Annotated in this window: 20 protein-coding genes; 19 read left to right on the top strand and 1 reads right to left on the bottom strand. The window is 41.1% G+C overall.

Annotation, left to right across the window (positions count from 1 at the left end):
• Position 1 precedes the first annotated feature (1 nt).
• From C0966_RS09265 to C0966_RS09230, 8 genes are all read left to right on the top strand, one after another.
• Entirely contained in the window at positions 2 to 895 is an 894-nt protein-coding gene (locus tag C0966_RS09265) for a polyprenyl synthetase family protein (RefSeq protein WP_274855107.1), read from the top strand.
• 196 nt (positions 896 to 1,091) lie between these two features.
• Positions 1,092 to 2,987: a 1-deoxy-D-xylulose-5-phosphate synthase gene (dxs, locus tag C0966_RS09260; RefSeq protein ID WP_274855105.1), complete on the top strand. Its 1,896-nt coding sequence runs from the start codon at positions 1,092 to 1,094 to the stop codon at positions 2,985 to 2,987.
• 3 nt (positions 2,988 to 2,990) lie between these two features.
• Positions 2,991 to 3,833 carry a TlyA family RNA methyltransferase gene (locus C0966_RS09255; protein WP_274855103.1) on the top strand — a complete coding sequence of 281 codons (843 nt, stop codon included), beginning with the start codon at positions 2,991 to 2,993 and terminating at the stop codon, positions 3,831 to 3,833.
• Between the two features lie 275 nt (positions 3,834 to 4,108).
• Entirely contained in the window at positions 4,109 to 4,558 is a 450-nt protein-coding gene (gene ahrC, locus C0966_RS09250) for a transcriptional regulator AhrC/ArgR (protein WP_274855101.1), read from the top strand.
• Positions 4,559 to 4,574: 16 nt separating this feature from the next.
• Positions 4,575 to 6,266 carry a DNA repair protein RecN gene (gene recN / locus C0966_RS09245; protein ID WP_274855099.1) on the top strand — a complete coding sequence of 564 codons (1,692 nt, stop codon included), beginning with the start codon at positions 4,575 to 4,577 and terminating at the stop codon, positions 6,264 to 6,266.
• A gap of 114 nt (positions 6,267 to 6,380) precedes the next feature.
• A complete protein-coding gene (spoIVB, locus tag C0966_RS09240) occupies positions 6,381 to 7,679 on the top strand; it encodes a SpoIVB peptidase (protein WP_425535923.1) in 1,299 nt (432 codons plus the stop codon).
• A gap of 302 nt (positions 7,680 to 7,981) precedes the next feature.
• Positions 7,982 to 8,773, top strand: coding sequence for a sporulation transcription factor Spo0A (gene spo0A, locus C0966_RS09235; RefSeq protein WP_274855096.1), 792 nt, complete (start codon positions 7,982 to 7,984; stop codon positions 8,771 to 8,773).
• Positions 8,774 to 8,927: 154 nt separating this feature from the next.
• Positions 8,928 to 9,665: a glycerophosphodiester phosphodiesterase gene (locus C0966_RS09230; RefSeq protein WP_274855753.1), complete on the top strand. Its 738-nt coding sequence runs from the start codon at positions 8,928 to 8,930 to the stop codon at positions 9,663 to 9,665.
• Between the two features lie 58 nt (positions 9,666 to 9,723).
• On the opposite strand, the gene C0966_RS09225 is transcribed toward C0966_RS09230, so the two are convergent.
• The gene (locus C0966_RS09225; RefSeq protein ID WP_274855095.1) at positions 9,724 to 9,981 is read right to left on the bottom strand and encodes a DUF2627 domain-containing protein; all 258 of its coding nucleotides are present in this window, start codon (positions 9,979 to 9,981) and stop codon (positions 9,724 to 9,726) included.
• 157 nt (positions 9,982 to 10,138) lie between these two features.
• Between C0966_RS09225 and C0966_RS09220 the strand changes: the two genes are divergently transcribed.
• The 11 genes from C0966_RS09220 (at position 10,139) to meaB (ending at position 26,039) form a co-directional block, all read left to right on the top strand.
• Positions 10,139 to 12,211, top strand: coding sequence for a sigma-54 interaction domain-containing protein (locus C0966_RS09220; protein ID WP_274855092.1), 2,073 nt, complete (start codon positions 10,139 to 10,141; stop codon positions 12,209 to 12,211).
• A 133-nt stretch (positions 12,212 to 12,344) separates the two neighbouring features.
• Positions 12,345 to 13,247: a phosphate butyryltransferase gene (gene yqiS, locus C0966_RS09215; protein ID WP_274855091.1), complete on the top strand. Its 903-nt coding sequence runs from the start codon at positions 12,345 to 12,347 to the stop codon at positions 13,245 to 13,247.
• Between the two features lie 29 nt (positions 13,248 to 13,276).
• On the top strand, positions 13,277 to 14,374 hold the full coding sequence (gene bcd, locus C0966_RS09210; RefSeq protein WP_274855089.1) for a branched-chain amino acid dehydrogenase: 1,098 nt from the start codon (positions 13,277 to 13,279) through the stop codon (positions 14,372 to 14,374).
• A 133-nt stretch (positions 14,375 to 14,507) separates the two neighbouring features.
• Positions 14,508 to 15,617, top strand: a complete 1,110-nt coding sequence (gene buk, locus C0966_RS09205; protein WP_274855088.1) for a butyrate kinase — start codon at positions 14,508 to 14,510, stop codon at positions 15,615 to 15,617.
• A gap of 14 nt (positions 15,618 to 15,631) precedes the next feature.
• The gene (gene lpdA / locus C0966_RS09200; protein ID WP_274855086.1) at positions 15,632 to 17,053 is read left to right on the top strand and encodes a dihydrolipoyl dehydrogenase; all 1,422 of its coding nucleotides are present in this window, start codon (positions 15,632 to 15,634) and stop codon (positions 17,051 to 17,053) included.
• 162 nt (positions 17,054 to 17,215) lie between these two features.
• A complete protein-coding gene (locus tag C0966_RS09195; protein ID WP_274855085.1) occupies positions 17,216 to 18,211 on the top strand; it encodes a thiamine pyrophosphate-dependent dehydrogenase E1 component subunit alpha in 996 nt (331 codons plus the stop codon).
• A gap of 12 nt (positions 18,212 to 18,223) precedes the next feature.
• On the top strand, positions 18,224 to 19,207 hold the full coding sequence (locus C0966_RS09190) for an alpha-ketoacid dehydrogenase subunit beta (protein WP_274855083.1): 984 nt from the start codon (positions 18,224 to 18,226) through the stop codon (positions 19,205 to 19,207).
• A 40-nt stretch (positions 19,208 to 19,247) separates the two neighbouring features.
• Positions 19,248 to 20,555, top strand: a complete 1,308-nt coding sequence (locus C0966_RS09185) for a dihydrolipoamide acetyltransferase family protein (protein WP_274855082.1) — start codon at positions 19,248 to 19,250, stop codon at positions 20,553 to 20,555.
• A gap of 291 nt (positions 20,556 to 20,846) precedes the next feature.
• Positions 20,847 to 22,727 (top strand): methylmalonyl-CoA mutase subunit beta, encoded by a 1,881-nt coding sequence (locus C0966_RS09180; RefSeq protein ID WP_274855081.1) that lies wholly within the window; start codon positions 20,847 to 20,849, stop codon positions 22,725 to 22,727.
• On the top strand, positions 22,717 to 24,915 hold the full coding sequence (scpA, locus tag C0966_RS09175) for a methylmalonyl-CoA mutase (protein ID WP_274855079.1): 2,199 nt from the start codon (positions 22,717 to 22,719) through the stop codon (positions 24,913 to 24,915). Before C0966_RS09180 ends, scpA begins: the two co-directional genes overlap by 11 nt.
• On the top strand, positions 24,912 to 26,039 hold the full coding sequence (gene meaB / locus C0966_RS09170; RefSeq protein ID WP_274855077.1) for a methylmalonyl Co-A mutase-associated GTPase MeaB: 1,128 nt from the start codon (positions 24,912 to 24,914) through the stop codon (positions 26,037 to 26,039). The genes scpA and meaB overlap by 4 nt, the downstream gene beginning before the upstream one ends.

Raw genomic sequence — 26,039 nt, 5'->3', positions numbered from 1 at the left:
TGTGTTGAGTGTAAAACTGAAAGACTTTGCAAAAGAACATAAGGAGATGCTTGAAAACTATTTGCGAGCATCGATTGAACGGCTCGAAGCTCCATCCATTATAAAGGAATCAATGCTATACTCGCTGGAGGCAGGCGGAAAGCGGATCCGCCCATTATTATTGTTTGCCACGCTGCATGCATTTGGCCATGACAGCAAAAAGGGGTTGAATACTGCAGCAGCAATCGAAATGATTCATACGTACTCCCTTATTCATGACGATTTGCCAAGTATGGATAATGATGATTTTCGCCGCGGAAAACCTACAAACCATAAAGTATTTGGAGAAGCATTCGCGGTCTTGGCCGGGGATGCCCTTTTGACATACAGTTTTCAAATCATTTGTGAAACTCCGGAAGAATATGCTGCAGCTGACACAAAATTGAATCTTATTAGAGAGCTTTCTAAAGCAGCCGGAGCAGAAGGAATGGTCGGCGGTCAAGCTGCAGATATTGAAGGGGAAGGAAAACAGCTTGATTTAACCGAGCTGGAGTATATTCATCATCATAAAACCGGAAAGCTTTTGGCATACAGTGTTTTAGCAGGTGCAATGCTTGCCAAGGCAAATGATGAACAAATGAGAAATCTGTCGCAATTTGCCTTTCACTTAGGGCTTGCCTTTCAAATTCGCGACGATATTTTAGATTTAGAAGGGCAGGAGGAATTAATCGGCAAGCCGGTTGGAAGCGATACAGATAATCAAAAAAGCACATATCCTTCACTTTTATCCATGGAGGGGGCAAAAGACGCGCTTGCAGACCATATTGGCAAAGCGAAGGATTATTTGAAAAACTCAGGCCTTTCTATCTCTTTGCTTGAAGAAATCACCGAACTTGTTGCTAAAAGAGACCATTAATAATCATCATTTGATGACATAAAACTTTTATGGTATAATAAGATAAAATACTGTGTTCATTGCCGTTATCACGTTTGTGTTAGCGGCTATTTTTTAAATAAAATCAAATGAAGCAAGGGAAATCCTTGCTTTTCTTGAAGAAAACGAGAATGATATATGACATCGATAAAAGAACATGAAAGTGAGTGATCCGTGAATGGATCTATTATCAATTAAAGACCCTTCCTTTTTAAAGGAGCTATCAAATAAAGAATTGGAAGCGCTTAGTAAGGAAATCAGGCAATTTTTAATTGAAAAATTGTCTGTAACCGGAGGCCATATCGGACCGAATCTTGGCGTTGTAGAATTAACTATTGCTTTGCATAAATGCTTTGACAGTCCAAAAGATAAAATAATCTGGGATGTCGGGCATCAATCATATGTTCATAAAATTTTGACCGGCCGAGCCAGTCAGTTCGATACCCTCAGGCAATATAAGGGGCTATGCGGATTTCCGAAAAGAAATGAAAGCGTTCATGACGTCTGGGAAACGGGACACAGTTCAACGTCTCTGTCAGCAGCTATGGGAATGGCTATTGCGAGAGATCTTAAAAAGGAAAAATCGTATATCGTTCCTGTCATTGGCGATGGAGCACTGACAGGCGGAATGGCTTTGGAAGCATTAAACCATATCGGCCATGAAAAAAAGGACATGATTGTTATTTTGAATGATAATGAAATGTCGATTGCTCCAAATGTAGGAGCCTTACATAATATTTTGGGAAGGCTTCGATCTGCCGGCAAATACCATTGGGTAAAAGATGAGCTGGAAATGCTGTTAAAAAAGATTCCTGCTGTCGGAGGCAAGCTTGCTTCTACTGCGGAAAGAATAAAAGACAGTTTAAAATATATGCTTGTTTCGGGAATCTTTTTTGAAGAACTCGGTTTTACATATTTTGGACCGGTAGACGGACATAGTTTTGAGGATTTATTTGAAAACTTGAACTATGCGAAGAAAACAGATGGACCTGTCTTGCTCCACGTCATCACGAAAAAAGGAAAAGGTTACTATCCTGCTGAAAATGATCGGTCGGGAACTTGGCATGGAACAGGTCCTTATAAAATTGAAACAGGCGACTTCCTAAAACCTGTTAATACACCTCCTGCCTGGAGCGAGCTCATCAGTGAAACCGTCCGAAAAATAGCTCGGAAAGATGAAAGGGTTGTCGCGATCACTCCGGCAATGCCTGTAGGTTCTAAATTAGAAGGATTCGCCAAAGAATTTCCGGACCGCATGTATGATGTCGGGATTGCCGAGCAGCATGCGGCAACGGTTGCCGCAGGATTGGCTTTGGAAAATATGAAGCCGTTTTTGGCGATTTATTCAACCTTTTTGCAAAGAGCATATGACCAGGTTGTCCATGATATATGCCGCCAGAACTTAAATGTATTTATTGGCATTGACCGGGCAGGGTTGGTCGGAGCGGACGGCGAGACACACCAAGGTGTATTTGACATTGCATTTCTAAGGCATTTGCCGAATATTGTAATCATGATGCCTAAAGATGAAAATGAAGGGCAGCATATGGTCAATACTGCTTTAAAATATGATGACGGTCCGATCGCCATGCGTTTTCCGCGCGGCAACGGAATCGGCGTTCCAATGGATGAAAAGCTGCGTACAATTCCGATTGGAACATGGGAAGTTTTACGGGAAGGTAAAGATGCCGCTATTTTAACTTTTGGAACAACAATTCCAATGGCAATGGAAGCAGCGGTTTTAATGGAAAAGCAAGGAATTACCGTAAAGGTTGTCAATGCCCGATTTATAAAACCGCTTGATGAAAAAATGCTCCATGCCATCTTAAATGAAAACATTCCAATTATTACGGTTGAAGAAGCTGTATTACAGGGCGGATTCGGAAGCGCCGTTCTTGAATTTGCCCATGACCATGGTTATCATGAAGCAAAAATTGACCGGATGGGAATTCCCGATCGCTTCATTGAACATGGCAGCGTCAATAAGCTTCTGGAAGAAATCGGACTGACGACGGAAAATCTCGTCTTAAAATTGCAATCAATGGTTAGAAAGAAACAAAAAAGGGCTCAATGACATATGAAAAGTAAAAAAGAACGATTAGACGTATTATTAGTTGAAAGAGGGCTTGTTGAAACAAGAGAAAAAGCGAAAAGGGCGATCATGGCCGGCCTCGTATACAGCAATGAAACCCGCCTTGAAAAACCGGGCGAAAAAGTAAGCTCTGATATTCCTCTGACTTTGAAAGGAAATGTTCTTCCATACGTGAGCAGAGGAGGACTAAAGCTTGAAAAAGCATTAAAAGAATTTAACATAGATGTTCGTGGGAAGGTTATGCTTGACATCGGTGCTTCTACAGGGGGGTTTACCGATTGCGCACTGCAAAACGGAGTTAAACTATCTTACGCGTTAGATGTCGGCTATAACCAACTTGCTTGGAAACTTCGCCAAGATGAGCGGGTGATCGTGATGGAGCGAACAAACTTCCGCTATGTGACCCCTACAGATCTTGAAGGGGAAATGCCTGATTTTGCAACGATCGATGTATCTTTTATCTCATTGAAACTTATTTTGCCAGTGCTAAAGACCCTGCTCGTTCCAAACAGTGATGTAATTGCCCTTGTAAAGCCTCAGTTTGAAGCCGGCAAAGAACAAGTAGGAAAAAAAGGAATCGTTAGAGATCCAAAAGTACATGAAAGTGTGTTAGAACAAATCATCGATTTTTCTCTCGGCCTCGGTTTTCATGTCAAAAATCTTTCCTTTTCCCCGATTACAGGCGGAGACGGGAATATCGAATTTTTGCTCCATTTGTATTGGGAAAGTGAAAAGGATCACGGTGAAAACTTTTTAACGGTTTCAGCGGCTGAAGTTGTACAACAGGCTCACCTTGAATTAAAATCGAAAAAAACAAATGAGGAATAAGCACAACGCTTATTCCTTTTTTTAAAAGGATTTTTTGCAAACTTTTCAGCTGTTGCATATAAAGGAACATTTGTTCTATAATAAAAAACTATAGGATTGCTATTTTTCCTTGATTACACGCTTCGTTTGATGGTTCAATTCACGGGTTTTTTAAAAGTAACATTTAGTAGAAAAGTGCATAAAAGAAATGTACAAGAATTCGGAATTCGGCTAACATAATAGTATCTATATACAAAAATTGTCGATGTTTGACCTTTACTAGAGGTGATTTTGGAATGACTAAAGGACAGCGCCATATCAAAATAAGAGAAATTATTGCAAATAATGACATAGAGACTCAAGACGAGCTTGTAGACGAATTGAAAAAAGCAGGTTTTAACGTCACCCAGGCAACCGTATCCCGGGACATTAAAGAACTTCACTTAGTGAAAGTTCCCTTAATGGATGGAAGATATAAATACAGTCTGCCTGCGGATCAGAGATTCAATCCACTACAGAAATTAAAACGAGCGCTAATGGATGCTTTTGTAAAAATTGATGCAGCCGGACATCTTCTTGTCATGAAAACTCTTCCGGGAAATGCAATGGCAATCGGAGCATTAATCGACAACCTTGATTGGGAAGATATTTTAGGAACGATTTGCGGTGACGATACGATTTTAATTATTTGCAGAACACCTGAAGATACAGAAATCGTTTCAAATCGATTTCTTGAAATGCTCTAATATGAGGTGACGATTCTTGTTAAGCGAACTATCCATTCGAAATTTTGCCATTATTGAATCCCTCTCAATTTCTTTTGATAAAGGTTTAACCGTTTTAACGGGAGAGACGGGGGCAGGTAAATCCATAATCATCGATGCCATTCATCTGTTAATCGGGGGAAGAGGGTCTTCCGAATTTGTCCGCCATGGGGAAGATAAAGCAGAAATCGAAGGACTTTTTCTATTGGATGATGAAAGCCATCCATGCTATGAAAAAGCAAGAGAATTCGGCATTGAGATTGAAGAAGGCATGATTGTTTTGCGGCGCGATATTTCCAAAAACGGAAAAAGCGTATGCCGGATCAACGGGAAACTGGTGACGATTTCTGTATTGCGGGAAATTGGAAGCACCTTAGTTGATATTCACAGCCAGCATGAACATCAGGAATTAATGGACGAAACCATGCATTTGCCTTTGCTTGATCAATTTGGAGCAGAGGAAATTTCCCCTGCTGTCGAGGAATACCAGGAAGTTTACCGGGCTTATGAGAAAACAATGAAAAAACTGAAAAGCCTGAATGAAAATGAACAGCAAATGGCTCACCGTCTTGATTTAATCCAATTTCAATTAGAGGAAATTCAAGCTGCCGATCTTAAACTGAATGAAGATGAAGAGCTTTACGAAGAAAAAAGAAGGCTCAGCAATTTTGAACGAATCTATGAAGCCATGCAATTAAGCTATTCATTACTTCAAGGAGAACAAAAAGGTTTGGATTGGATCGGCCTTGTGATGAGCCATCTTGAAGATGCGGCTGAATTGAATCCAACTTACAAAGACTTATTTGAAACGGTTTCCAACAGTTATTATGCGCTTGAAGATGTTTCCCATTCACTTAGAAACGAACTTGATTTGCTTGAATTTGATCCTGAGCGTTTGAATGAAATCGAAGACCGTTTGAATGAAATCAATACGTTAAAACGTAAATACGGAAAAACAATCGATGAAATTCTTGAATATGCAGCAACGATTGAAGAAGAAATTGAAACGCTGCAAAACAAAGAAACACATATCGGGCAATTGGAAAAAGAACTAGCTTCCTTAAGAAAAGATTTATTAGTTGAAGCGAAGAATGTAACAGAACTGCGAAAGAATTATGCAAAAAAACTGACGAAACTGATTCACCAGGAATTAAAAGACCTGTACATGGCCAAAACTGTTTTTGAGGTAAAAATCGAATCGGATGAAAGCAATTTCACAAAAAATGGCATAGATAAAGCGGAATTTTATATTTCCACTAATCCCGGCGAGCCATTAAAGCCATTGTCAAAGGTTGCGTCAGGAGGAGAACTTTCAAGAATTATGCTGGCGTTAAAGAGCATTTTCTCTAAACACCAAGGTGTTACTTCAATCATTTTTGATGAAGTGGATACAGGTGTTAGCGGAAGAGTTGCCCAAGCGATCGCAGAAAAAATATACAAAGTTTCCATCGGCTCTCAAGTGCTTTGCATTTCCCATCTTCCGCAAGTAGCCGCAATGGCGGATACTCATTTGTTTATTGCGAAAGTAACAAAATCAGGAAGAACCATCACTTCGGTCGCTCCTTTATCTGATGCTGAAAAAATTAAAGAAATCGGCAGAATGATATCCGGTGTTGAAATTACCGATTTAACGAAAAAGCATGCAGAGGAATTATTGCTGCTTGCCAACCAAATAAAAACAGCAACTTGAAAAGCTATCCATTCCCGGGTAGCTTTTTTATGGTTCCGGCGGTTATAAATGAGTTGTAAGCAGGCAAGATTAATGATGTAGCCATTTGAAGTGTGTGGACTAGAAGCGAGGAGAGTGAAGGTTTTGAAATATGAACTGCTAAAAAAAATAATTGGTGGAATTCTCCTTGTTTCATTAGTAGCCATCGGGTTTTCAAAGCCGATGCAGGAATATGTAAATATTCCGCAAAAAATAACCATTTTTGAAGGGCAGCAATTCAGCCTGCCTAAGGCTGTCACTGTTTCAGCTTCTTTGTCTGATGATAATAAAAGTATTGCACTTGAACAAAACCGGCATTCATTATCCATTCAGGCAAATAGTCCTGGGAAAAATGAAATGATGTTAGAACTAGCCGGTTTTCCCATTAAACAGGTCGATGTAGATGTATTAAAGGATTTTAGAGTAATTCCTGGAGGACAATCAATTGGAATTAAGTTGAATACTGTTGGTGTTTTAGTGGTAGGGCACCATCAGATTGATACAGAGGAAGGAAAAGTTTCCCCCGGAGAAATTGCAGGTATTAAAGTCGGAGATATTATTACAGAAATTGATGGCAAACGAATTGAAAAAATGGCAGACGTCGCCCCGCTAGTGCAAAAGACGGGCAACGAAGGAAAGCCTTTAAATATTGTGATTAATCGAGAAAATGAAAAAATGAAAACAAAATTACAGCCCATGAAAGATAAAAAAGAAAAAACATATAAGCTAGGTCTTTATATCCGTGATTCAGCTGCGGGGATCGGGACAATGACTTTTTATCAACCTGAATCAAAAAAATACGGTGCTTTAGGGCATGTCATTTCTGACATGGACACAAAAAAGCCAATTGTCGTGGAAGATGGACAAATTGTCCGTTCAACCGTCACTTCCATTGAAAAAGGAAGCAACGGAGATCCGGGAGAAAAGCTGGCAAGGTTTTCAACTGACCGTGAAATTATTGGAAATATAAACAGAAACAGTCCTTTCGGGATTTTTGGAAAACTGAATAGAGAATTAAAAAATGGCGTATTGGATAAACCCCTTCCTATCGCATTATCACATCAAGTGAAAGAAGGGCCTGCGAAAATTTTAACGGTTGTTAATGAGGATGAAGTTGATCTCTTCGATATTGAAATCGTCAGTACAATTCCACAAAAATTTCCGGCAACAAAAGGGATGGTCATAAAGGTAACTGATCCAAAGCTTCTTGAAAAAACAGGGGGTATCGTTCAAGGAATGAGCGGAAGCCCGATTATTCAAAACGGCAAACTTGTGGGAGCAGTTACCCATGTCTTTGTAAATGATCCAACTTCCGGTTATGGAGTTCATATTGAATGGATGTTAAATGAAGCCGGAATCGATATATATGAAAAACCCCGAGAAAAAGCTTCATAAATGTTTGAATGCAAAAATAGTGTAAAAATAGGCGGATTTCCGCCTATTTTTGTTCGTTTTCGAATGTGGTAAAATATAATTAAAGATTTTTCGACAAAAGCAAAAAAGAATTAAATGTCAAATTGCGAAATACGTCGAAAATAAAAGAAATTTAAAGAAAAAATAAGTTTAAAGACCTTTTTTCAGAAAATATAAAAAAACAAGAGGAATTTTTATTGCATTGTCGAAATTGTCATTTAGAATAAAAAATAAGATAAGATAGGAAAAGAGACCATTAAGTGGAATCGGGGAGGAAACAAAAATTGAGAAAAATTAAAGTCTGTGTCGTGGATGACAATAGAGAACTGGTAGGTTTGCTTGAAGAATATATATCTTCGCAGGATGATATGGAAGTAGTCGGTGTGGCACATAACGGTCAGGAATGTTTGGATTTGCTTGAAGAAACGGATCCTGATGTACTTGTTTTAGATATTATTATGCCTCATTTAGACGGGCTGGCTGTGCTCGAAAGACTTCGAACATTAAAAAAGAATCCTCTTCCAAACGTAATCATGCTGACAGCCTTCGGCCAGGAAGATGTAACGAAAAAAGCAGTAGATCTTGGAGCATCCTATTTCATTCTAAAACCGTTTGATATGGAAAATTTGGCCAATCATATTCGCCAGGTGAATGGGAAGTCAAACACATTTATTCGAAAATCTTCTTCACCAAGTCACCGCCCGCAAACTGAACAAAAACCAAAAAATTTGGAAGCAAGCATTACAAGTATCATTCACGAAATCGGCGTTCCTGCGCATATAAAGGGATATTTATATTTGCGGGAAGCCATTTCTATGGTTTTTAATGATATTGAACTTCTCGGCTCAATAACAAAAGTGCTTTATCCGGATATCGCTAAAAAATACAATACAACAGCCAGCCGTGTTGAAAGAGCAATCCGTCATGCGATCGAAGTAGCGTGGAGCCGCGGTAATATTGATTCCATTTCATCTCTCTTCGGCTATACAGTAAGCATGTCTAAAGCAAAACCTACGAACTCAGAATTCATTGCAATGGTAGCTGACAAATTAAGGCTGGAACATCGGGCTTCTTAAGAGGAATAGTTTATTCATTCGACATTATTGATTCTTTTTTTTGCCTTTGAGGCTGACCCAAACTAAGAGCAAAGCACTTATGGGTCAGCCTCTTTTACAATGGAAAATTAAAAAGCGTGAAAAACCGCGCCATTTTTTAGAAGGAGCAGGAAAAATGACAATGATTTTTGCGCATCGCGGCTATTCTGCAAAATATCCTGAAAATACGATGCAGGCATTCATTGAAGCGGAGAAAGCGGGAGCAGATGCTTTGGAAATAGATGTCCAGCTTACAAAAGATGGAGAAGTCGTCATTATTCATGATGAGAAGGTTGACAGAGTAACAAACGGCCAGGGATATGTAAAGGAATTAACTTATAAGGAAATGAGAAAGCTCGATGCCGGTTTTCATAAGAAAACGACAGCCAAAAAGGAACCTATTCCCTCGCTGGAGGAACTCTTAGAGTGGATGACAACGAACCGGCTTATTTGCAATATTGAGCTTAAGAACAATCTTATTCCATATGAGGGAATGGAAGAGAAAGTAATTGAACTGGTAAGAAAATATAATCTTTCGAACCGGATTATTATTTCATCATTCAATCATTACAGCATTGTTTACAGCTACCGGCTTGCTCCGGAAATTGAAATTGCGCCATTATACTCAGAGAGCCTTTTTATGCCATGGGTTTATGCCAAATCGATCCGTGCGAAAGGAATCCATCCGAAACTCATAACAGCAACAGATGAAGTGATTCTATCGAGCATCGAAAATGGAATACAGGTAAGGCCATATACGGTAAATAAGGAAGATGATATGAAGCGGTTGTTCTTGATTGGATGTTCGGCTCTAATTACCGATGAACCAAAAAAGGCATTGAAAATTCGACAGCAGATTCAAACCGCTACCTGATTTGGCGGTGAAACCAAAAAGAAAAGAGCCGATCCTTTAAAGGAAAAGGGTCGGCCCTTTATTTTTTTGTGTCAGAACCAGGTTGCCTTTGAAATCTTTTCTGTACTTTATTTCTTTTCCTGTCCCTGTGCAAAATAAAACCTGCCACAAACCCCAGACCTGCCAGAAAAAGAAGCAGCCCGGCTAAAAATTGCAGCCAAAGAAACGGAAAGGGTGCCTGCAAAATACCAAACACCATATCTCTCATCAATTTTATCCCTATTGCAGCGAAAATACCCGGTATCAGCAATATAAGTAATGCTATTATTCTGCTCATAAATAATCCCTTCACACTTTGTATACTATCGAAAATGATAAATCATCTTTGAAATTTGTCAAGGAAGATAAATAACTTTAAAATGAATTTGAAAAATGTTGCACAGCAATCTTACCCAAATATGAAAATTATTTCATGAGAGATGGGGTGAAAACAGATGCAAACAGCGATGATCGTTGGAGCAGGTAAAGGCGGAATTGCCATTTTAAAAATGTTAAAAGAAACGGCCATCCTCGATGTAAAAGTGATTGTTGACATAAATCCTAATGCACCCGGAATCTTAATTGCAAAACGCGAAGGGACTAAAACAGGAACGGATTGGCGTGATTACATTTCTGATAAGATTGACGTCATTTTTGAAGTGACCGGAAAAAAAGAAGTATTCACAGCTTTAAGGGATGCAAGAAGCAAAGAAACAATTCTCATACCGGGTAGCGTTGCTTTTCTCATTGCAAAGCTTTTTGAAGAAAAAGAAGAATATATTGAAAAATTCCGTAATGAAAATTATAAACATGATTTAATTTTTAATTCAACCGATGATGGAATGGTAGGAATTGATAATCAATGCAAAATAATCTTATTTAACAAAAGTGCGGAAAAAATAATTGGAATTCCACAAGCGGAAGCAAAGGGGAAACATATTTATGAAGTAATTCCGACAAGCCAACTCCCAAGGGTATTAGAAACGAGAAGAGTTGAAGCCAATCAGGAACTAATATTGGAAAATGGCCTAAAAATAATTACAACTCGAATACCAATTGTTGATGAAAATGGTCAATTGATCGGCGCATTTTCTGTTTTCAAAGATATTACTGAAGTTGTCAATCTTGCAGAAGAAGTAACAAATCTTAAAGAAATTCAAACAATGCTTCAAGCGATTATTCATTCAAGCGATGATGCAATCTCCGTAGTTGATGAAAAAGGGCGGGGAATCTTAATAAATCCCGCTTATACAAGGATTACAGGCTTAACGGAAGAGCAGGTGATCGGAAAACCTGCAACTGCAGATATTTCCGAAGGGGAAAGCATGCATTTGAAAGTGCTGAAAACAAGAAGAGCAGTGCGCGGAGTTGCCATGCGCGTCGGCCCGAAGAAAAAAGAAGTTGTTGTAAATGTTGCGCCTATTATTGTCGATGGAAAGCTTAAAGGAAGCGTCGGTGTTATCCATGATATGTCGGAAATCCAAAACTTAAACAGGGAGCTGAACCGGGCCAGACAAATCATTCGAACATTAGAAGCAAAATATGCGTTTGAAGATATTATTGGGGAATCAGAGGAAATGAAAATTGCTATTGAACAGGCAAAATTGGGTGCAAAAACACCGGCTACCGTACTTTTAAGAGGTGAGTCAGGTACGGGAAAAGAACTGTTTGCCCATGCAATCCATAATGCAAGTGACAGAAAATACAATAAATTTATCCGAGTTAATTGTGCTGCATTATCAGAGTCTTTGTTGGAAAGTGAATTATTCGGCTATGAAGAAGGGGCTTTTTCCGGAGCAAAGCGCGGAGGAAAAAGAGGTCTATTTGAAGAAGCAAACAACGGCAGCATTTTTCTTGATGAAATCGGGGAACTGAGTGCAAATACACAGGCAAAGCTCCTGAGAGTGCTTCAGGAAAATGAAATCGTTCGCGTCGGCGGTACAAAATCAATCCCGATTAATGTTCGTGTCATCGCCGCCACGAATGTAAATTTAGAAAAAGCCATTGCGAATGGAACTTTTAGGGAAGACTTATACTACCGGCTTAATCGGATGCCAATCCATATTCCTCCGCTCAGAAGACGCAAAGAAGATATCCCGCTTCTATGCGAACGGCTCATTCAAAAAATCAATCAGGATTACGGGCGCAACGTAGAAAGTATTTCCGAACGCGCATTGGAGCAATTGATGGCTTACGATTGGCCAGGCAATGTGAGGGAGCTTGAGAATGTTCTTGGAAGAGCGATGATCTTTCTTTACTATACGGATACGGAGATTGATTTAATCCACCTTCCAGAGTTGAAAAATAAGTCGGCTAACGAAATAAGGGTGCCTGAAACAGCCCATCAGCAGCCTTTTGAGGGAACTCTGAACGAGCTGCTTGAACAGTATGAAGAAAAAATTATCAAGAACACACTGATTAAATGCAATGGCAATAAGACACAAGCTGCAAAAACTCTCGGAATTTCCGTTCGTAACTTGTATTACAAATTGGAGAAGTATGTTATTGAAAATAATAGCATGCAATAATTTTCATAGTGAGAAAAAAATTGCATGAATAAAAAACGGAAAATAAAGCGTTTTCATTTCGAAAAATTGGCACGCTTCTTGCATAATTAGTATAATGAGTGCTGCAACTATGTGAAAGGGGTTTTAGCACATAATGAAATTGGATACGCTGATCGAAAAAGCAACCCAATCAGAGAATCAAACGGTAGCAGTTGCTGCAGCTGAAGACGAAGAAGTCATCGAAGCAGTTTCTATGGCGCTTAAGCAAAATTTGGCTGATTTTTTGCTGTTTGGAGATAAAGAAAAAATCCTCAAAATTATGAATGAAAAATATTCCGGTATGGAAAAAAATGAGAATCTCAAAATTATTCATACGAATACGAATGAACTTGCAGCTGAACATGCTGTAAAAGCAGTAAAGCTAAATGAAGCAAACGTGTTAATGAAGGGGAATATTCCGACAGCAGCGATTTTAAAAGCAGTGTTAAACAAGGAATTTGGTTTACGAACAGGAAATGTGCTTTCGCATGTAGCAGTTTTTGAAGTGCCGGGTTTTGAACGATATACCATTGTCACTGATGCAGCCATGAATATCGCGCCAGACCTTGAGCAAAAAGCACAAATTATAAACAATGCTGTAAACGTGGCAAAAGGGATAGGGATTGAGATGCCAAAAGTAGCCCCGCTGGCAGCCGTTGAAATGGTAAACCCCTCAATGCAAGCGACGCTTGATGCTGCTTTGCTGACCCAAATGAATCGGAGAGGACAAATCAGCGGCTGCATTATTGACGGACCTCTCGCGTTGGATAATGCAGTTTCAAAATATGCTGCTGAACATAAAGGAATTGGCGGGGATGTTGCAGGACAGGCTGATATTTTATTAGTTCCGACAATTGAAGTTGGAAATGTACTTTATAAATCATTAATGTATTTTGCAAATGCAAAGGTCGGTGCTATTATTGTAGGTGCAAAGGCCCCAATTGTTTTAACTTCAAGAGCAGATAGTGCCGAAAGCAAACTATATTCACTTGCATTGGCTCTATGCTCTGCAAATTAGAATGCGCGAAGCAGTGGAGGAAATTTACAATGGAGATTTTTGAATATTTAGAGAAATATGATTATGAACAACTAGTTTTTTGCCAAGACAAACAATCAGGTTTAAAAGCAATAATTGCGATCCATGATACAACGCTTGGCCCTGCTTTAGGCGGCACACGCATGTGGACTTATGATTCAGAAGAGGAAGCAATTGAAGATGCGCTGCGTTTAGCACGGGGAATGACATATAAAAACGCGGCTGCCGGTTTGAATCTTGGCGGAGGAAAAACAGTAATTATCGGCGATCCGCGAAAAGATAAGAACGAAGAAATGTTCCGAGCATTTGGCCGTTATATCCAAGGGTTAAATGGCCGTTATATCACAGCTGAGGATGTTGGCACCACCGTTGCAGACATGGATCTTATACATGAAGAAACTGATTATGTAACAGGCATTTCACCGGCATTTGGATCTTCCGGAAATCCCTCTCCTGTAACAGCATACGGCGTTTACCGCGGTATGAAAGCAGCAGCAAAAGAAGCTTTTGGAACAGATTCATTAGAAGGAAAAGTAATTGCTGTTCAAGGAGTTGGAAACGTCGCATATAACCTGTGCCTCCACCTTCACGAAGAAGGCGCTCAATTAATCGTGACTGATATTAACAAAGAAGCTGTTCAGCGTGCAGTCGAAGAATTTGGCGCCAAAGCAGTTGATCCAAATGAAATTTATGGAGTTGAATGTCATATTTATTCGCCGTGTGCTCTTGGCGGCGTCATTAACGATGAAACAATTCCCCAAATTAAAGCAAAAGTTATTGCGGGTGCAGCGAATAACCAATTAAAAGATACTCGCCATGGAGATATCATTCACGAAATGGGTATTATCTATGCTCCTGATTATGTTATCAATGCCGGCGGAGTAATCAATGTGGCCGATGAGCTTTACGGCTACAATCGTGACCGTGCGATGAAAAAAGTAGAAACGATCTACAACAATATTGAAAGAGTCATTGAAATTGCAAAACGTGATGGGATTCCAACTTACAGGGCAGCCGACCGCATGGCAGAAGAGCGTATTGAAAGAGTGCGTAATTCACGCAGTCAATTTCTGCAAAACGGCCATCATATATTAAGCCGCCGTAAATAAAAGTTTCATTGGAAAAACGCTGGATGAGATTTCAGCGTCCTTCCTTATTTAATTAATAATACTTTAAAGAGGAATAAATGATATTTTTTTCAAATCATACAGTGTATGTTCTTTTTAATTGGAGGTTGCGACGTTGCAAGAAAAAAAATATCGGATGCTCGTGATCAATCCTGGTTCTACATCAACGAAAATAGGAGTTTTCGATAATGAGATGCCCGTTTTAGAAAAAATAATTCGACATGATGCTGAAATAATCAATTCTTTTGAGGACATTATTTCTCAATACGAATTTCGCAAGAAAACAATTCTTGAAACACTTGATGTCGAAGGCATTAATATTTCAAAGCTGAGTGCCGTATGCGGTCGAGGCGGTTTGTTAAGACCAATAGAGGGAGGCACATATGCCGTAAATGAACAAATGCTTTCTGATCTTCGCGAAGGCTATGCGGGACAGCATGCTTCCAATCTTGGCGGAATTTTGGCCTACGAGATTGCTTCAGGCTTAAACATTCCAGCTTTTATTGTGGACCCTGTAGTCGTAGACGAACTTGACCCGATTGCCCGCATTTCCGGATTTCCGCTCATTGAAAGAAAAAGTATCTTCCACGCGCTTAACCAAAAATCGGTAGCGCGAAGAGTTGCTAAAGAATTAGGGAAGAAATATGAAGAACTGAATCTGATTGTTACTCATATGGGAGGCGGTATAACTGTCGGCGCCCATAAAGAGGGAAGAGTGATTGATGTTAATAACGGTCTTGACGGCGATGGCCCATTCAGTCCTGAACGTGCCGGCACCGTGCCTGCAGGAGATTTAGTCAACCTTTGTTTCTCCGGCGACTATTATAGGGAAGAAATCATAAAAAAACTTGTCGGACAGGGCGGTCTTGCTGCATATCTTGGTACAAAGGACGCGGTAGAAGTGGAAAAAATGATTGAACAAGGCGACAAAAAAGCAGAACTCGTTTATTTTGCGATGGCATACCAAGTTGCAAAGGAAATCGGAGCTGCAAGTGCAGTTTTAGCAGGTAAAGTAGATGCAATTATTTTAACGGGCGGTCTTGCATACGGAAAACAATTTGTAAAGGCAATCAGCGAACGGATTAATTGGATCGCTGATGTAATTGTCCATCCGGGTGAAAATGAACTGCAAGCATTGGCAGAAGGAGCTTTGCGGGTATTGCGCGAAGAAGAAGAAGTAAAAGAATATCCAGGCAATCTAATACATGCAGAGCTCGTCAATTAGAGGAGGAACAATAAGTGGCTCAAGAATATGATTTAGTGATCCTTGGCGGCGGTACCGGTGGTTATGTTGCAGCCATTCGCGCCTCACAGCTCGGTCTTAAAACAGCCGTCATTGAAAAAGAAAAGCTGGGCGGAACTTGCTTGCATAAAGGATGTATTCCAAGTAAGGCTCTTCTTAGAAGCGCAGAAGTATTTGCGACCGCGAAACGCGGAGAAGAATTTGGCGTCATCGCGAATGAAGTCAGCTTAAATTTCAGCAAAGTACAGGAGCGGAAAAATAAGATTGTTGGCCAGCTTTATCGAGGGGTCCAGCATCTAATGAAACAGGGGAAAATCGATGTTTACAAAGGTACCGGCCGCATGTTGGGACCGTCTATTTTTTCACCTATGCCAGGTACAATTTCCGTTGAGATGAATAATGGGGAAGAAAATGAAATGCTTATTCCTAAAAACGTGATCATTGCAACCGGATCGCGACCACGCACCCTTCCTGGATTAGAGCCGGACAATGAGTTTGTGTTGACCTCTGATGAAGCTCTTGCCATGGAATCTCTCCCGAATTCGATCATTATTGTAGGCGGAGGTGTCATCGGGATTGAGTGGGCATCCATGCTTTCAGACTTCGGTGTTGATGTAACTGTCATAGAGTATGCGGAACGTATTATTCCAACTGAAGATAATGAGATTTCTAAAGAAATGCAGCGCCTAATGAAAAAGAAAGGTGTAAAAATCGCAACAAATGCAAAAGTTCTCCCTGAAACTCTTCAAAAGGGTGACGGGGTAATCATTTCCGCCGAAGTAAAAGGCGAGCAAAGAGTATTTAAAGCGGAAAAAATTCTTGTTACTGTAGGCCGCCAAGCAAATATTGAAGGAATCGGCCTAGAAAATACAGATATACAAGTTGAAAATGGCTGTATTAAAGTGAATGAATATTTTCAAACGAAAGAATCTCATATTTATGCAATTGGCGATTGTATCGGCGGCCTGCAGCTTGCCCATGTTGCATCCCATGAAGGAATTGTTGCTGTTGAGCACATTGCCGGCCAAAATCCATCTCCTATTGATTATAGTCTTGTGTCAAAATGCATATATAGTAATCCGGAAGCAGCAAGCGTCGGTTTTACCGAAGACGAAGCGAAAGAAAAAGGCTACAAAGTAAAAGTGGGCAAATTCTCTTTCCGGGCTATTGGAAAGGCGCTTGTGTTCGGAGAATCAGATGGCTTTGTTAAAATTGTTGCAGATGAGGAGACAGATGATATCCTTGGAGTTCATATGATTGGTCCACACGTAACAGATATGATTTCTGAAGCAGGATTGGCGCGTGTCCTGGATGCAACCCCTTGGGAAATTGCCCATACCATTCACCCGCATCCAACATTATCAGAAGCGATTGGAGAAGCCGCACTCGCAGTAGACGGAAAAGCAATCCATTCTTGATTTGTGTGGTCAGGCCCGCTCCATGTTAAAGCGTTAAAGTGATGAGGGCCGGACCTGCTCTACGTTAAAGTATTAAAGTGATGAAGGACAGGCCCGCACTATGTTAACGCGGTAAATCGATGAGGGCCAGACCCCGCATATTGATTTAGGAGGTTTAGTGAAATGGCTGAAAATCGGCATAATGCTTTAGGTTTAAGCGATGAAAATGTGTTGGAAATGTATGAAACAATGCTTTTGGCGCGCCGTATTGATGAACGCATGTGGCTTTTAAACCGTGCGGGAAAAATTCCTTTCGTCATTTCTTGCCAAGGTCAAGAGGCAGCACAAGTTGGTGCAGCGTTTGCTCTTGACCGGGATAAAGACTATGTATTGCCTTATTACCGTGATATCGGTATTGTGTTAACTTTTGGTATGACTGCAAGAGAATTGATGCTATCCGGATTTGCAAAAGCTGAAGATCCTAACTCCGGAGGCCGCCAAATGCCCGGGCATTTCAGCAAAAAGAAAAACCGTATTGTGACAGGTTCATCTCCGGTTACAACACAAGTTCCGCATGCTGTTGGGATAGCATTGGCAGGACGTATGGAAGGGAAAGATCTCGTGGCATTAGTAAGCTTCGGTGAAGGTTCATCCAACCAGGGAGATTTCCATGAAGGTGCAAACTTTGCGGGAGTTCATAAATTGCCTGTTATTTTCATGTGCGAAAACAACAAATATGCCATTTCTGTTCCGTATGAAAAACAAGTAGCTTGCGAAAAGGTTTCTGACCGTGCGATCGGTTATGGAATGCCTGGCATTACTGTGGACGGAAACGATCCTCTTGAAGTATATAAAGCCGTAAAGGAAGCGGCAGACCGCGGACGCCGCGGCGAGGGACCATCATTAATTGAGGCAATTACCTATCGTCTAACCCCTCATTCTTCAGACGATGACGACCGAAGTTATCGTGCTCCTGATGAAATAGCGGCAGCAAAAACGAAGGATCCGATTATTACTTTTGGAGCTTACTTAAAAGAAGTCGGAGTAATGACTGATGATTTGGAAAAAGAGGTTAATGACCGTGTTATGAAAATAGTAAATGAAGCGACAGATTATGCTGAAAATGCGCCGTATGCGGAACCGGAACACGCGTTGAAACATGTTTATGCTGAGAAGTAAGGGGGAACGAACATGGCGGTAATTTCCTATATTGATGCAGTAACCATGGCAATCCGTGAAGAGATGGAAAGAGATCCGAAAGTTTTTGTTTTAGGTGAAGATGTCGGAAAAAAAGGCGGAGTTTTTAAGGCGACTCAAGGACTCTATGAAAAATTCGGTGAAAAACGGGTAATTGATGCTCCTCTTGCAGAATCGGCAATCGCTGGTGTTGGAATCGGAGCGGCTATGTACGGCATGCGGCCAATTGCTGAAATGCAATTTGCAGACTTTATTTTGCCTGCTGTTAATCAAATAATTTCTGAGGCTGCTAGAATCCGCTACCGCTCAAACAACGATTGGAACTGTCCAATTGTCATTCGCGCTCCTTATGGGGGCGGAGTTCACGGCGCTCTTTACCATTCACAATCGGTTGAGGCAATTTTTGCAAACCAGCCCGGCCTGAAAATTGTCATGCCTTCCACACCGTACGATGTGAAAGGTTTATTAAAAGCAGCAATTCGTGATGATGACCCTGTATTGTTCTTTGAACATAAACGCGCATACCGCCTGATAAAAGGCGAAGTGCCTGAAGATGATTATGTACTTCCAATCGGCAAAGCTGATGTAAAACGTGAAGGGGAAGACATTACTGTGATCACGTATGGTTTATGTGTTCATTTTGCGCTTCAGGCTGCAGAAAATTTAGCGAAAGAAGGCATTTCCGCTCACATTCTAGATTTAAGAACCATTTATCCTCTTGATAAAGAAGCGATTATTGAGGCAGCAACAAAAACCGGCAAGGTCCTTCTAGTTACAGAAGACAATAAAGAAGGAAGCATCATTAGTGAAGTTTCCGCGATTATTGCAGAAAACTGCTTATTTGATCTGGATGCGCCAATTAAACGACTAGCAGGTCCGGATGTACCGGCGATGCCGTATGCGCCGACAATGGAAAAATTTTTTATGGTTAATCTTGATAAAGTTGAAAAAGCAATGCGCGAATTAGCAGAGTTTTAAAAAGAGCACGGAAATGTAACTCAAGAAGGAGGTTGAACCATTGACTATAGAACAAATCAAAATGCCTCAGCTTGGAGAAAGTGTAACAGAAGGAACGGTAAGTAAATGGTTAGTTTCTGTTGGTGATAAAGTAAACAAATACGACCCGCTTGCGGAAGTGATGACTGATAAAGTAACTGCAGAAGTTCCATCTTCTTTCACAGGAACAATTAAAGAGCTGATTGCTGCTGAGGGAGATACATTACAAGTAAGCGAAATAATTTGTACGATTGAAGTAGAAGGCGGAAATACGGATGAAGCTAAGGAAAAAAATGAAGGAAAAGGTGAAGAAGAAACGCAGCAAGCAGCACCTATTACTCTAAAACTCGAAAACAAAGCCCGTTATTCACCCGCCGTCCTTAAGCTTTCTCAAGAACACGGTATCGATCTTTCCAAGGTTAAAGGAACAGGTGCAGGCGGCAGGATTACCCGTAAAGATCTGAAAAAATTAATTGAATCCGGAAATATTCCAATTTTAGGAATTAATCCGGCGGCTGCTCAAGCTGAGCCTGCTCAAGCAGCACAACAGAATGCTTCTGAACAACCAGCTTCGAAACAACCTGCTGATAAGCTGGCAACACCGGCTTCTAACATTCCGACAGTTCCCGATGATATTGAAATTCCAGTTACAGGCGTACGCAAAGCGATCGCAGCAAATATGGTCCGCAGCAAACATGAAATTCCTCATGCCTGGACAATGATCGAAGTCGATGTAACAAACCTTGTTGAGTACCGCAACTCCATTAAAGAAGAATTTAAAAAGAAAGAAGGCTTTAATTTAACTTACTTTTCCTTTTTCGTGAAAGCTGCTGCCCAGGCTCTTAAAGAGTTTCCACAAATCAACTCGATGTGGGCAGGGGATAAAATCGTTCAAAAGAAAGACATTAATATTTCAATCGCGGTTGCGAGAGACGACGCTTTGTATGTTCCGGTTATTAAACACGCTGATGAGAAGACGATTAAAGGGATTGCCCGCGAAATATCCGAACTTGCAGCAAAGGCTAGGGCCGGCAAGCTAAAATCAGAAGATATGCAAGGCGGAACATTTACTGTCAACAATACAGGTTCGTTTGGTTCAGTCCAGTCTATGGGAATTATTAATTATCCTCAGGCAGCACTACTTCAAGTTGAATCCATCGTAAAGCGTCCGGTTGTTATAAATAATGGTATGATCGCTGTTCGTGATATGGTAAATCTTTGTATGTCCCTTGATCACCGGGTGCTTGACGGATTGATTTGCGGCAAATTCCTGCAGCGAGTAAAAGAAATTCTTGAAAATATATCCAAAGAAAATACCTCAATCTATTAATCCTTCTGATCTGAAACCGCTGCATGACCCTGCAGCGGTTTTTCTAAAATATAAACCGGGGTTTCACACATTAACGCATTACCGCAGAGCGGGTCAGGCCCTCAATGCTTTAATGCGTTACCGTAGAGCGGGCCAGGCCCTCAACGCTTTAATGTGTTAAAGTGGTCGTTGCGGCTTTCAAGTTTATATACTAAAATAATAACTATACATAAAAATTTAAATTTTACTACAGTTTAATGGCCTCGTCTATACCAGAAGGGAGGGAATGCTGCCGGTTAATGGCAGCGCAAAATGACAATCAACGAAATGAAAAATGAACAATTTCCGGCTGTCTCAACAGAAGAATGGAAAGAGGCGGCAGAAAAAAGTTTAAAAGGAAAACCGCTAGATTCACTTTCAAGATACACATATGAAAACATTAAATTGAAACCGCTTTACTCGGCAGAGGATGAGGTCGATAGTAAAACATCACAATTTCCGGGTTTCCCGGACTACAGAAGAGGGATCTATTCTCTTGGTTATAACGAGAATGAATGGCACGTTGCCCAGACGATTCAATACAAAAATATAGATGAATTGAAAAAAAGTCTTACGACTGCGCTGGATAAAGGGCAGACAGCTATTTCTTTTAATGTTCAAGCGGACACGGCAGGTCGCCTTAAGGAGATTATCGGTAATATTTATGATAAATTTCCTTTCAGCGTAAATGCAAAATTATTTCAATATGATTTTATCGAGGCCCTTCTCGATATTGCCGGAGATTCCGGAGAGAAAATTACAGGTTTTATAGGGATGGATCCGATCGCAATTTTAGCGGAACAAGGGACTCTGCCAATAAAGATGAGCGATCTTTGCGACCAATGGGCAGAGCTTATTAAAAAAGCTGATCAAAACATGCCTCATTTAAAAACAATTCTCGTTGATACGACTCCGTATCATAATGGCGGAGCTAATGCTGTTCAAGAACTTGCCGCAGGCCTTTCTGCAGCCGTATTCCACATCCAGGAATTGCTTGAACGGAAACTTTCTTTGGAAAAAATTTTACCGAAGATTGTATTTAAATTTTCCATAGGGTCCAATTTCTTTATGGAAATAGCGAAACTTCGCGCGGCGAGGATGATTTGGAATAAAATTACAGAGGCATATAGAGCACAGCCTGAGTACAGAAAAATGATTATCGCTGCCGAAACTTCAAAATTAACGAAAACGGCATATGATCCGTATGTTAATTTGCTCCGCAGCGGAAATGAGGCATTTGCTGCTGTACTCGGCGGAATCCAATACTTGCATGTAAGCCCGTATAATGAACCGGAAAACAATTTTTCGTCTTTTTCAGACAGAATTGCACGAAATACACAGCTGATTTTAAAAGAAGAAGCCCATCTGAATAAAACGGTGGATCCGGCCGGAGGTTCATGGTATGTAGAACATCTAACCAATGAACTTGCAGAAAAATCGTGGGAGCTTTTTCTGCAAATTGAAGATCACGGCGGGATTTTTGAAGCGCTGAAATCCGGGTGGCTACAACAGCAAATAAGCGAAATTCGTGAAAAAAGGCAGATGGATGTTTATACAAGAAAACAAAGCATTATCGGTACAAATATATATGCCAACCTTGATGATAAGCCACTCCAGCTGCCTGAAGAGCCTGAAAATGTTTCAGCAACAGACATAAAAGAAACGGTGGAGCCAATCCCGCAAATCCGTTTATCGGAGCCATTCGAAAAACTCCGCCGCCGCTCAGAGCAACTGGCTGATCAATTGGGAAGAAAGCCGGCGATTGGATTGATTTGCCTCGGTGCGCTAAAACAGCACAAAGCACGGGCAGATTTTATTACAGGATTTATTGCCCCAGGAGGGATTGAAGGAAAGCAAAGCGGAGAAATCAATTCGACCGAACAAGCTTTTTCTTTTATTAAGGAAACAGGTTTTGAGCACTATTGTTTATGCGGCAGCAATGAACAGTATGCGGAAACAGGTATGGAACTTGTCCGGGAAATTAAGAAACTTTTCCCATCCATTAAGCTTTTCTTAGCCGGTCTGCCGGATGTAGGCGAGGAGAAGGATTGGCGTTCCAATGGAATCGACGAGTTTATCCATGTAAAAAGCAATTGTTACAAAGTCGTTTCTGCCCTTTTAGAGGAAATGGAGGCGAAAAAGCATGAAGAATAAACCTGACTTTAAAAAAATTTCCTTGTTTGAAAATCAATCAAAACCATCAGAGCAAGAATGGAAAACAAAAGCGGAAGAGGAAATCGGGCGATCGCTTGAAGATTTGCTTTTTGAAACAAATGAGCAAATAAAAATTAAACCATTGTATACGAAAGCAGATCGAAACAGGCTTAAGCATCTCGATGATAAACCGGGGCTGCCTCCATATACGCGCGGTCCATATCCGACGATGTATGTGAACAGACCTTGGACTGTTCGCCAATATGCCGGATTTTCAACTGCTGAAGAAAGCAACGCTTTTTATCGCCGCAATTTAGCGATGGGGCAGAAAGGACTTTCTGTTGCCTTCGACCTCGCAACCCACCGCGGCTATGATTCAGGCCATCCCCGTGTAGTCGGTGATGTCGGAAAAGCAGGAGTAGCCATCGATTCCATTCTGGACATGAAGACGTTGTTTGATGGAATTCCACTCGATCAAATGTCTGTATCAATGACAATGAACGGTGCTGTTCTGCCGATTATGGCTTTCTATATTGTGACTGCGGAAGAGCAAGGGGTAAGTCAGGAAAAACTTTCAGGAACGATCCAAAACGATATTTTAAAGGAATATATGGTCCGCAATACATATATTTATCCGCCGGAAATGTCAATGAGGATCATTGCCGATATCTTTGAATATACGTCTATTTATATGCCGAAATTTAACAGCATCAGTATTTCAGGCTACCATATGCAAGAAGCGGGGGCACCTGCTGATATCGAATTGGCTTATACACTTGCAGACGGGCTTGAATATGTGAGAACAGGTTTAAAAGCAGGGATTGAAATCGACTCCTTTGCTCCGAGGCTCTCATTCTTCTGGGCCATCGGGATGAATTACTTTATGGAAGTTGCGAAAATGAGGGCAGCCCGCCATATTTGGGCGAAAATGATAAAATCGTTCAATCCGAAAAATCCGAAATCAATGGCGCTTAGAACGCACTCGCAAACATCAGGCTGGAGTCTTACAGAACAGGATCCTTTCAATAATGTAGTCAGAACGCTGATTGAAGCCCATGCTGCAGCAATGGGCCATACACAGTCTCTTCATACGAATGCTCTTGATGAGGCAATAGCGCTGCCGACTGATTTTTCAGCAAGGATTGCCCGCAATACCCAGCTGTATTTGCAGGAAGAAACCGGAATTACGAACATTATTGATCCATGGGGTGGTTCTTATTATGTTGAAGCGTTAACAAATAAGCTGATCGAACGGGCATGGGAACATATTGAGGAGATCGAAAACCTCGGCGGAATGGCAAAAGCAATTGAAACAGGGCTGCCAAAAATGAGAATTGAAGAAGCTGCGGCAAGACGACAAGCCCAAATTGATTCAAAAAAAGAAACGATCATTGGAGTCAACCGATACCGCCTTGAAAAAGAGGATCCAATTGAGATATTGGATATTGATAACACAGCAGTGCGATTAAGACAAATTGAGAAGCTGAAACAATTAAAGGCAACCCGTGATGAACAAAAAGTGCAAGAAGCACTTCAGGCAATTACGGAAGCAGCGAGATCCGGAAAGGGCAATTTGCTGGAGCTTTCTGTTCAGGCAGCGAGAGCAAGGGCTACGTTAGGGGAAATCTCCTATGCGATCGAAAAAGTAGCAAACCGTCATAAAGCCGTGATCCGTTCCGTCAGCGGGGTTTACAGTGCGAACTTTTCAAATGAGGAAGAAATTGCGGAAGTTAAAAAGATGACTGATGAATTTTTAGAAAACGAAGGCAGAAGACCGAGAATATTAATAGCAAAGATGGGTCAAGACGGACATGACAGAGGGGCGAAAGTCATTTCCACTGCGTTTGCGGATCTCGGATTTGATGTTGACATCGGACCATTATTTCAAACACCGGAAGAAACTGCTTTGCAGGCAGTTGAAAATGATGTTCACGTAGTCGGGATCAGTTCATTGGCCGCGGGGCATAAAACACTGCTGCCGCAATTGGTTGCCGAACTGAAAAAGCTTGGCAGAGAGGATATTCTCGTTGTTGTAGGAGGAGTCATTCCGGCACAAGACTATCAATATCTTTATGATCATGGAGCAGCAGCTATTTTCGGGCCGGGGACGGTTATACCTGTTGCAGCCCAAAAAATAATAAAAGCAATTTATGAACGGCTCGGTTATGAGGAAGTGGCAAATGAATGAGCAGAGATATGAAGCCCGAATGGTCTGATCCAGAACGCCCGGATGTATTTTCTTCTTTCGTTCGCAAAGGTGTTGAGACGGAGGCGGAAGCGGCTGTTTTTCAAAAAAGCGGCCGCTTCCAAAAAAAGGGTTCTGTTGGACCGACTGTTGCAGAGTTAACAAAGGGAGTGCTGGAAGGAAACAGAGGTCTGCTTGCCCGAGCGATTACGTTAATTGAAAGTGATGCTGAACGGCATTTTTCACAAGCGCAGGAGCTTCTTCAAAATATTCTTCCATATACGGGAAAATCGATTCGCATTGGAATTACGGGGGTTCCAGGAGCAGGAAAAAGTACGTTTATCGAAGCGTTTGGAACCTTCCTTTGTGACCAAGGTTACCGTGTCGCCGTCCTTGCGGTCGATCCAAGTTCAAGCCTAACCGGGGGAAGCATTCTCGGGGATAAAACAAGAATGGAAAAGCTGGCAAGAAATCCGCGTGCTTTTATCCGTCCTTCGCCTTCGGGCGGAAAACTCGGAGGCGTTCATCGCAAAACAAGAGAAACAATGCTCTTATGCGAAGCTGCCGGTTTTGATGTAATTCTTGTCGAGACAGTCGGAGTCGGACAGAGTGAAATCATTGTCAGGGATATGGTCGATTTCTTTATGCTTTTAGTGTTAACAGGAGCCGGTGACGAGCTTCAAGGTATGAAAAAGGGCATCATGGAACTTGCAGATGCGGTAATTGTCAATAAAGCAGATGGACCAAATAAGAAAGAAGCGGAAAAAACAAAAGAAGAATATAACCGCATTTTGCATATTCTTCAGCCTGCCACGAAAGGTTGGGAAACAAAAGCATACACTTGTTCAGCACTTTACAGCACAGGTATTGACGAAATTTGGACGGCAATTGAGAAATTCGAAAAACAGACGAAACAATCCGGCGTTTTCGAGGACAGGCGGAGAAAGCAAACGAAGGAATGGATTTATTCGATGATTTCAGACCAACTGCATTACAGCTTTTTTCGCCATCCCGAGATTAAAAAACAGCTTCCGAAAATCGAAAATGAAGTAATTTCAGGGGATCGAACCGTTGCTGCTGCTGTAGAAGAATTATTTAAGATTTTTAATCAATCGGAAAATAAATAG

Source organism: Bacillus methanolicus, from assembly GCF_028888695.1.
Lineage (GTDB): Bacteria > Bacillota > Bacilli > Bacillales > Cytobacillaceae > Bacillus_Z > Bacillus_Z methanolicus_B.
The sequence above is the reverse complement of the archived record's forward strand: the minus strand, read 5'-3'. Positions and strand labels throughout refer to the sequence as shown.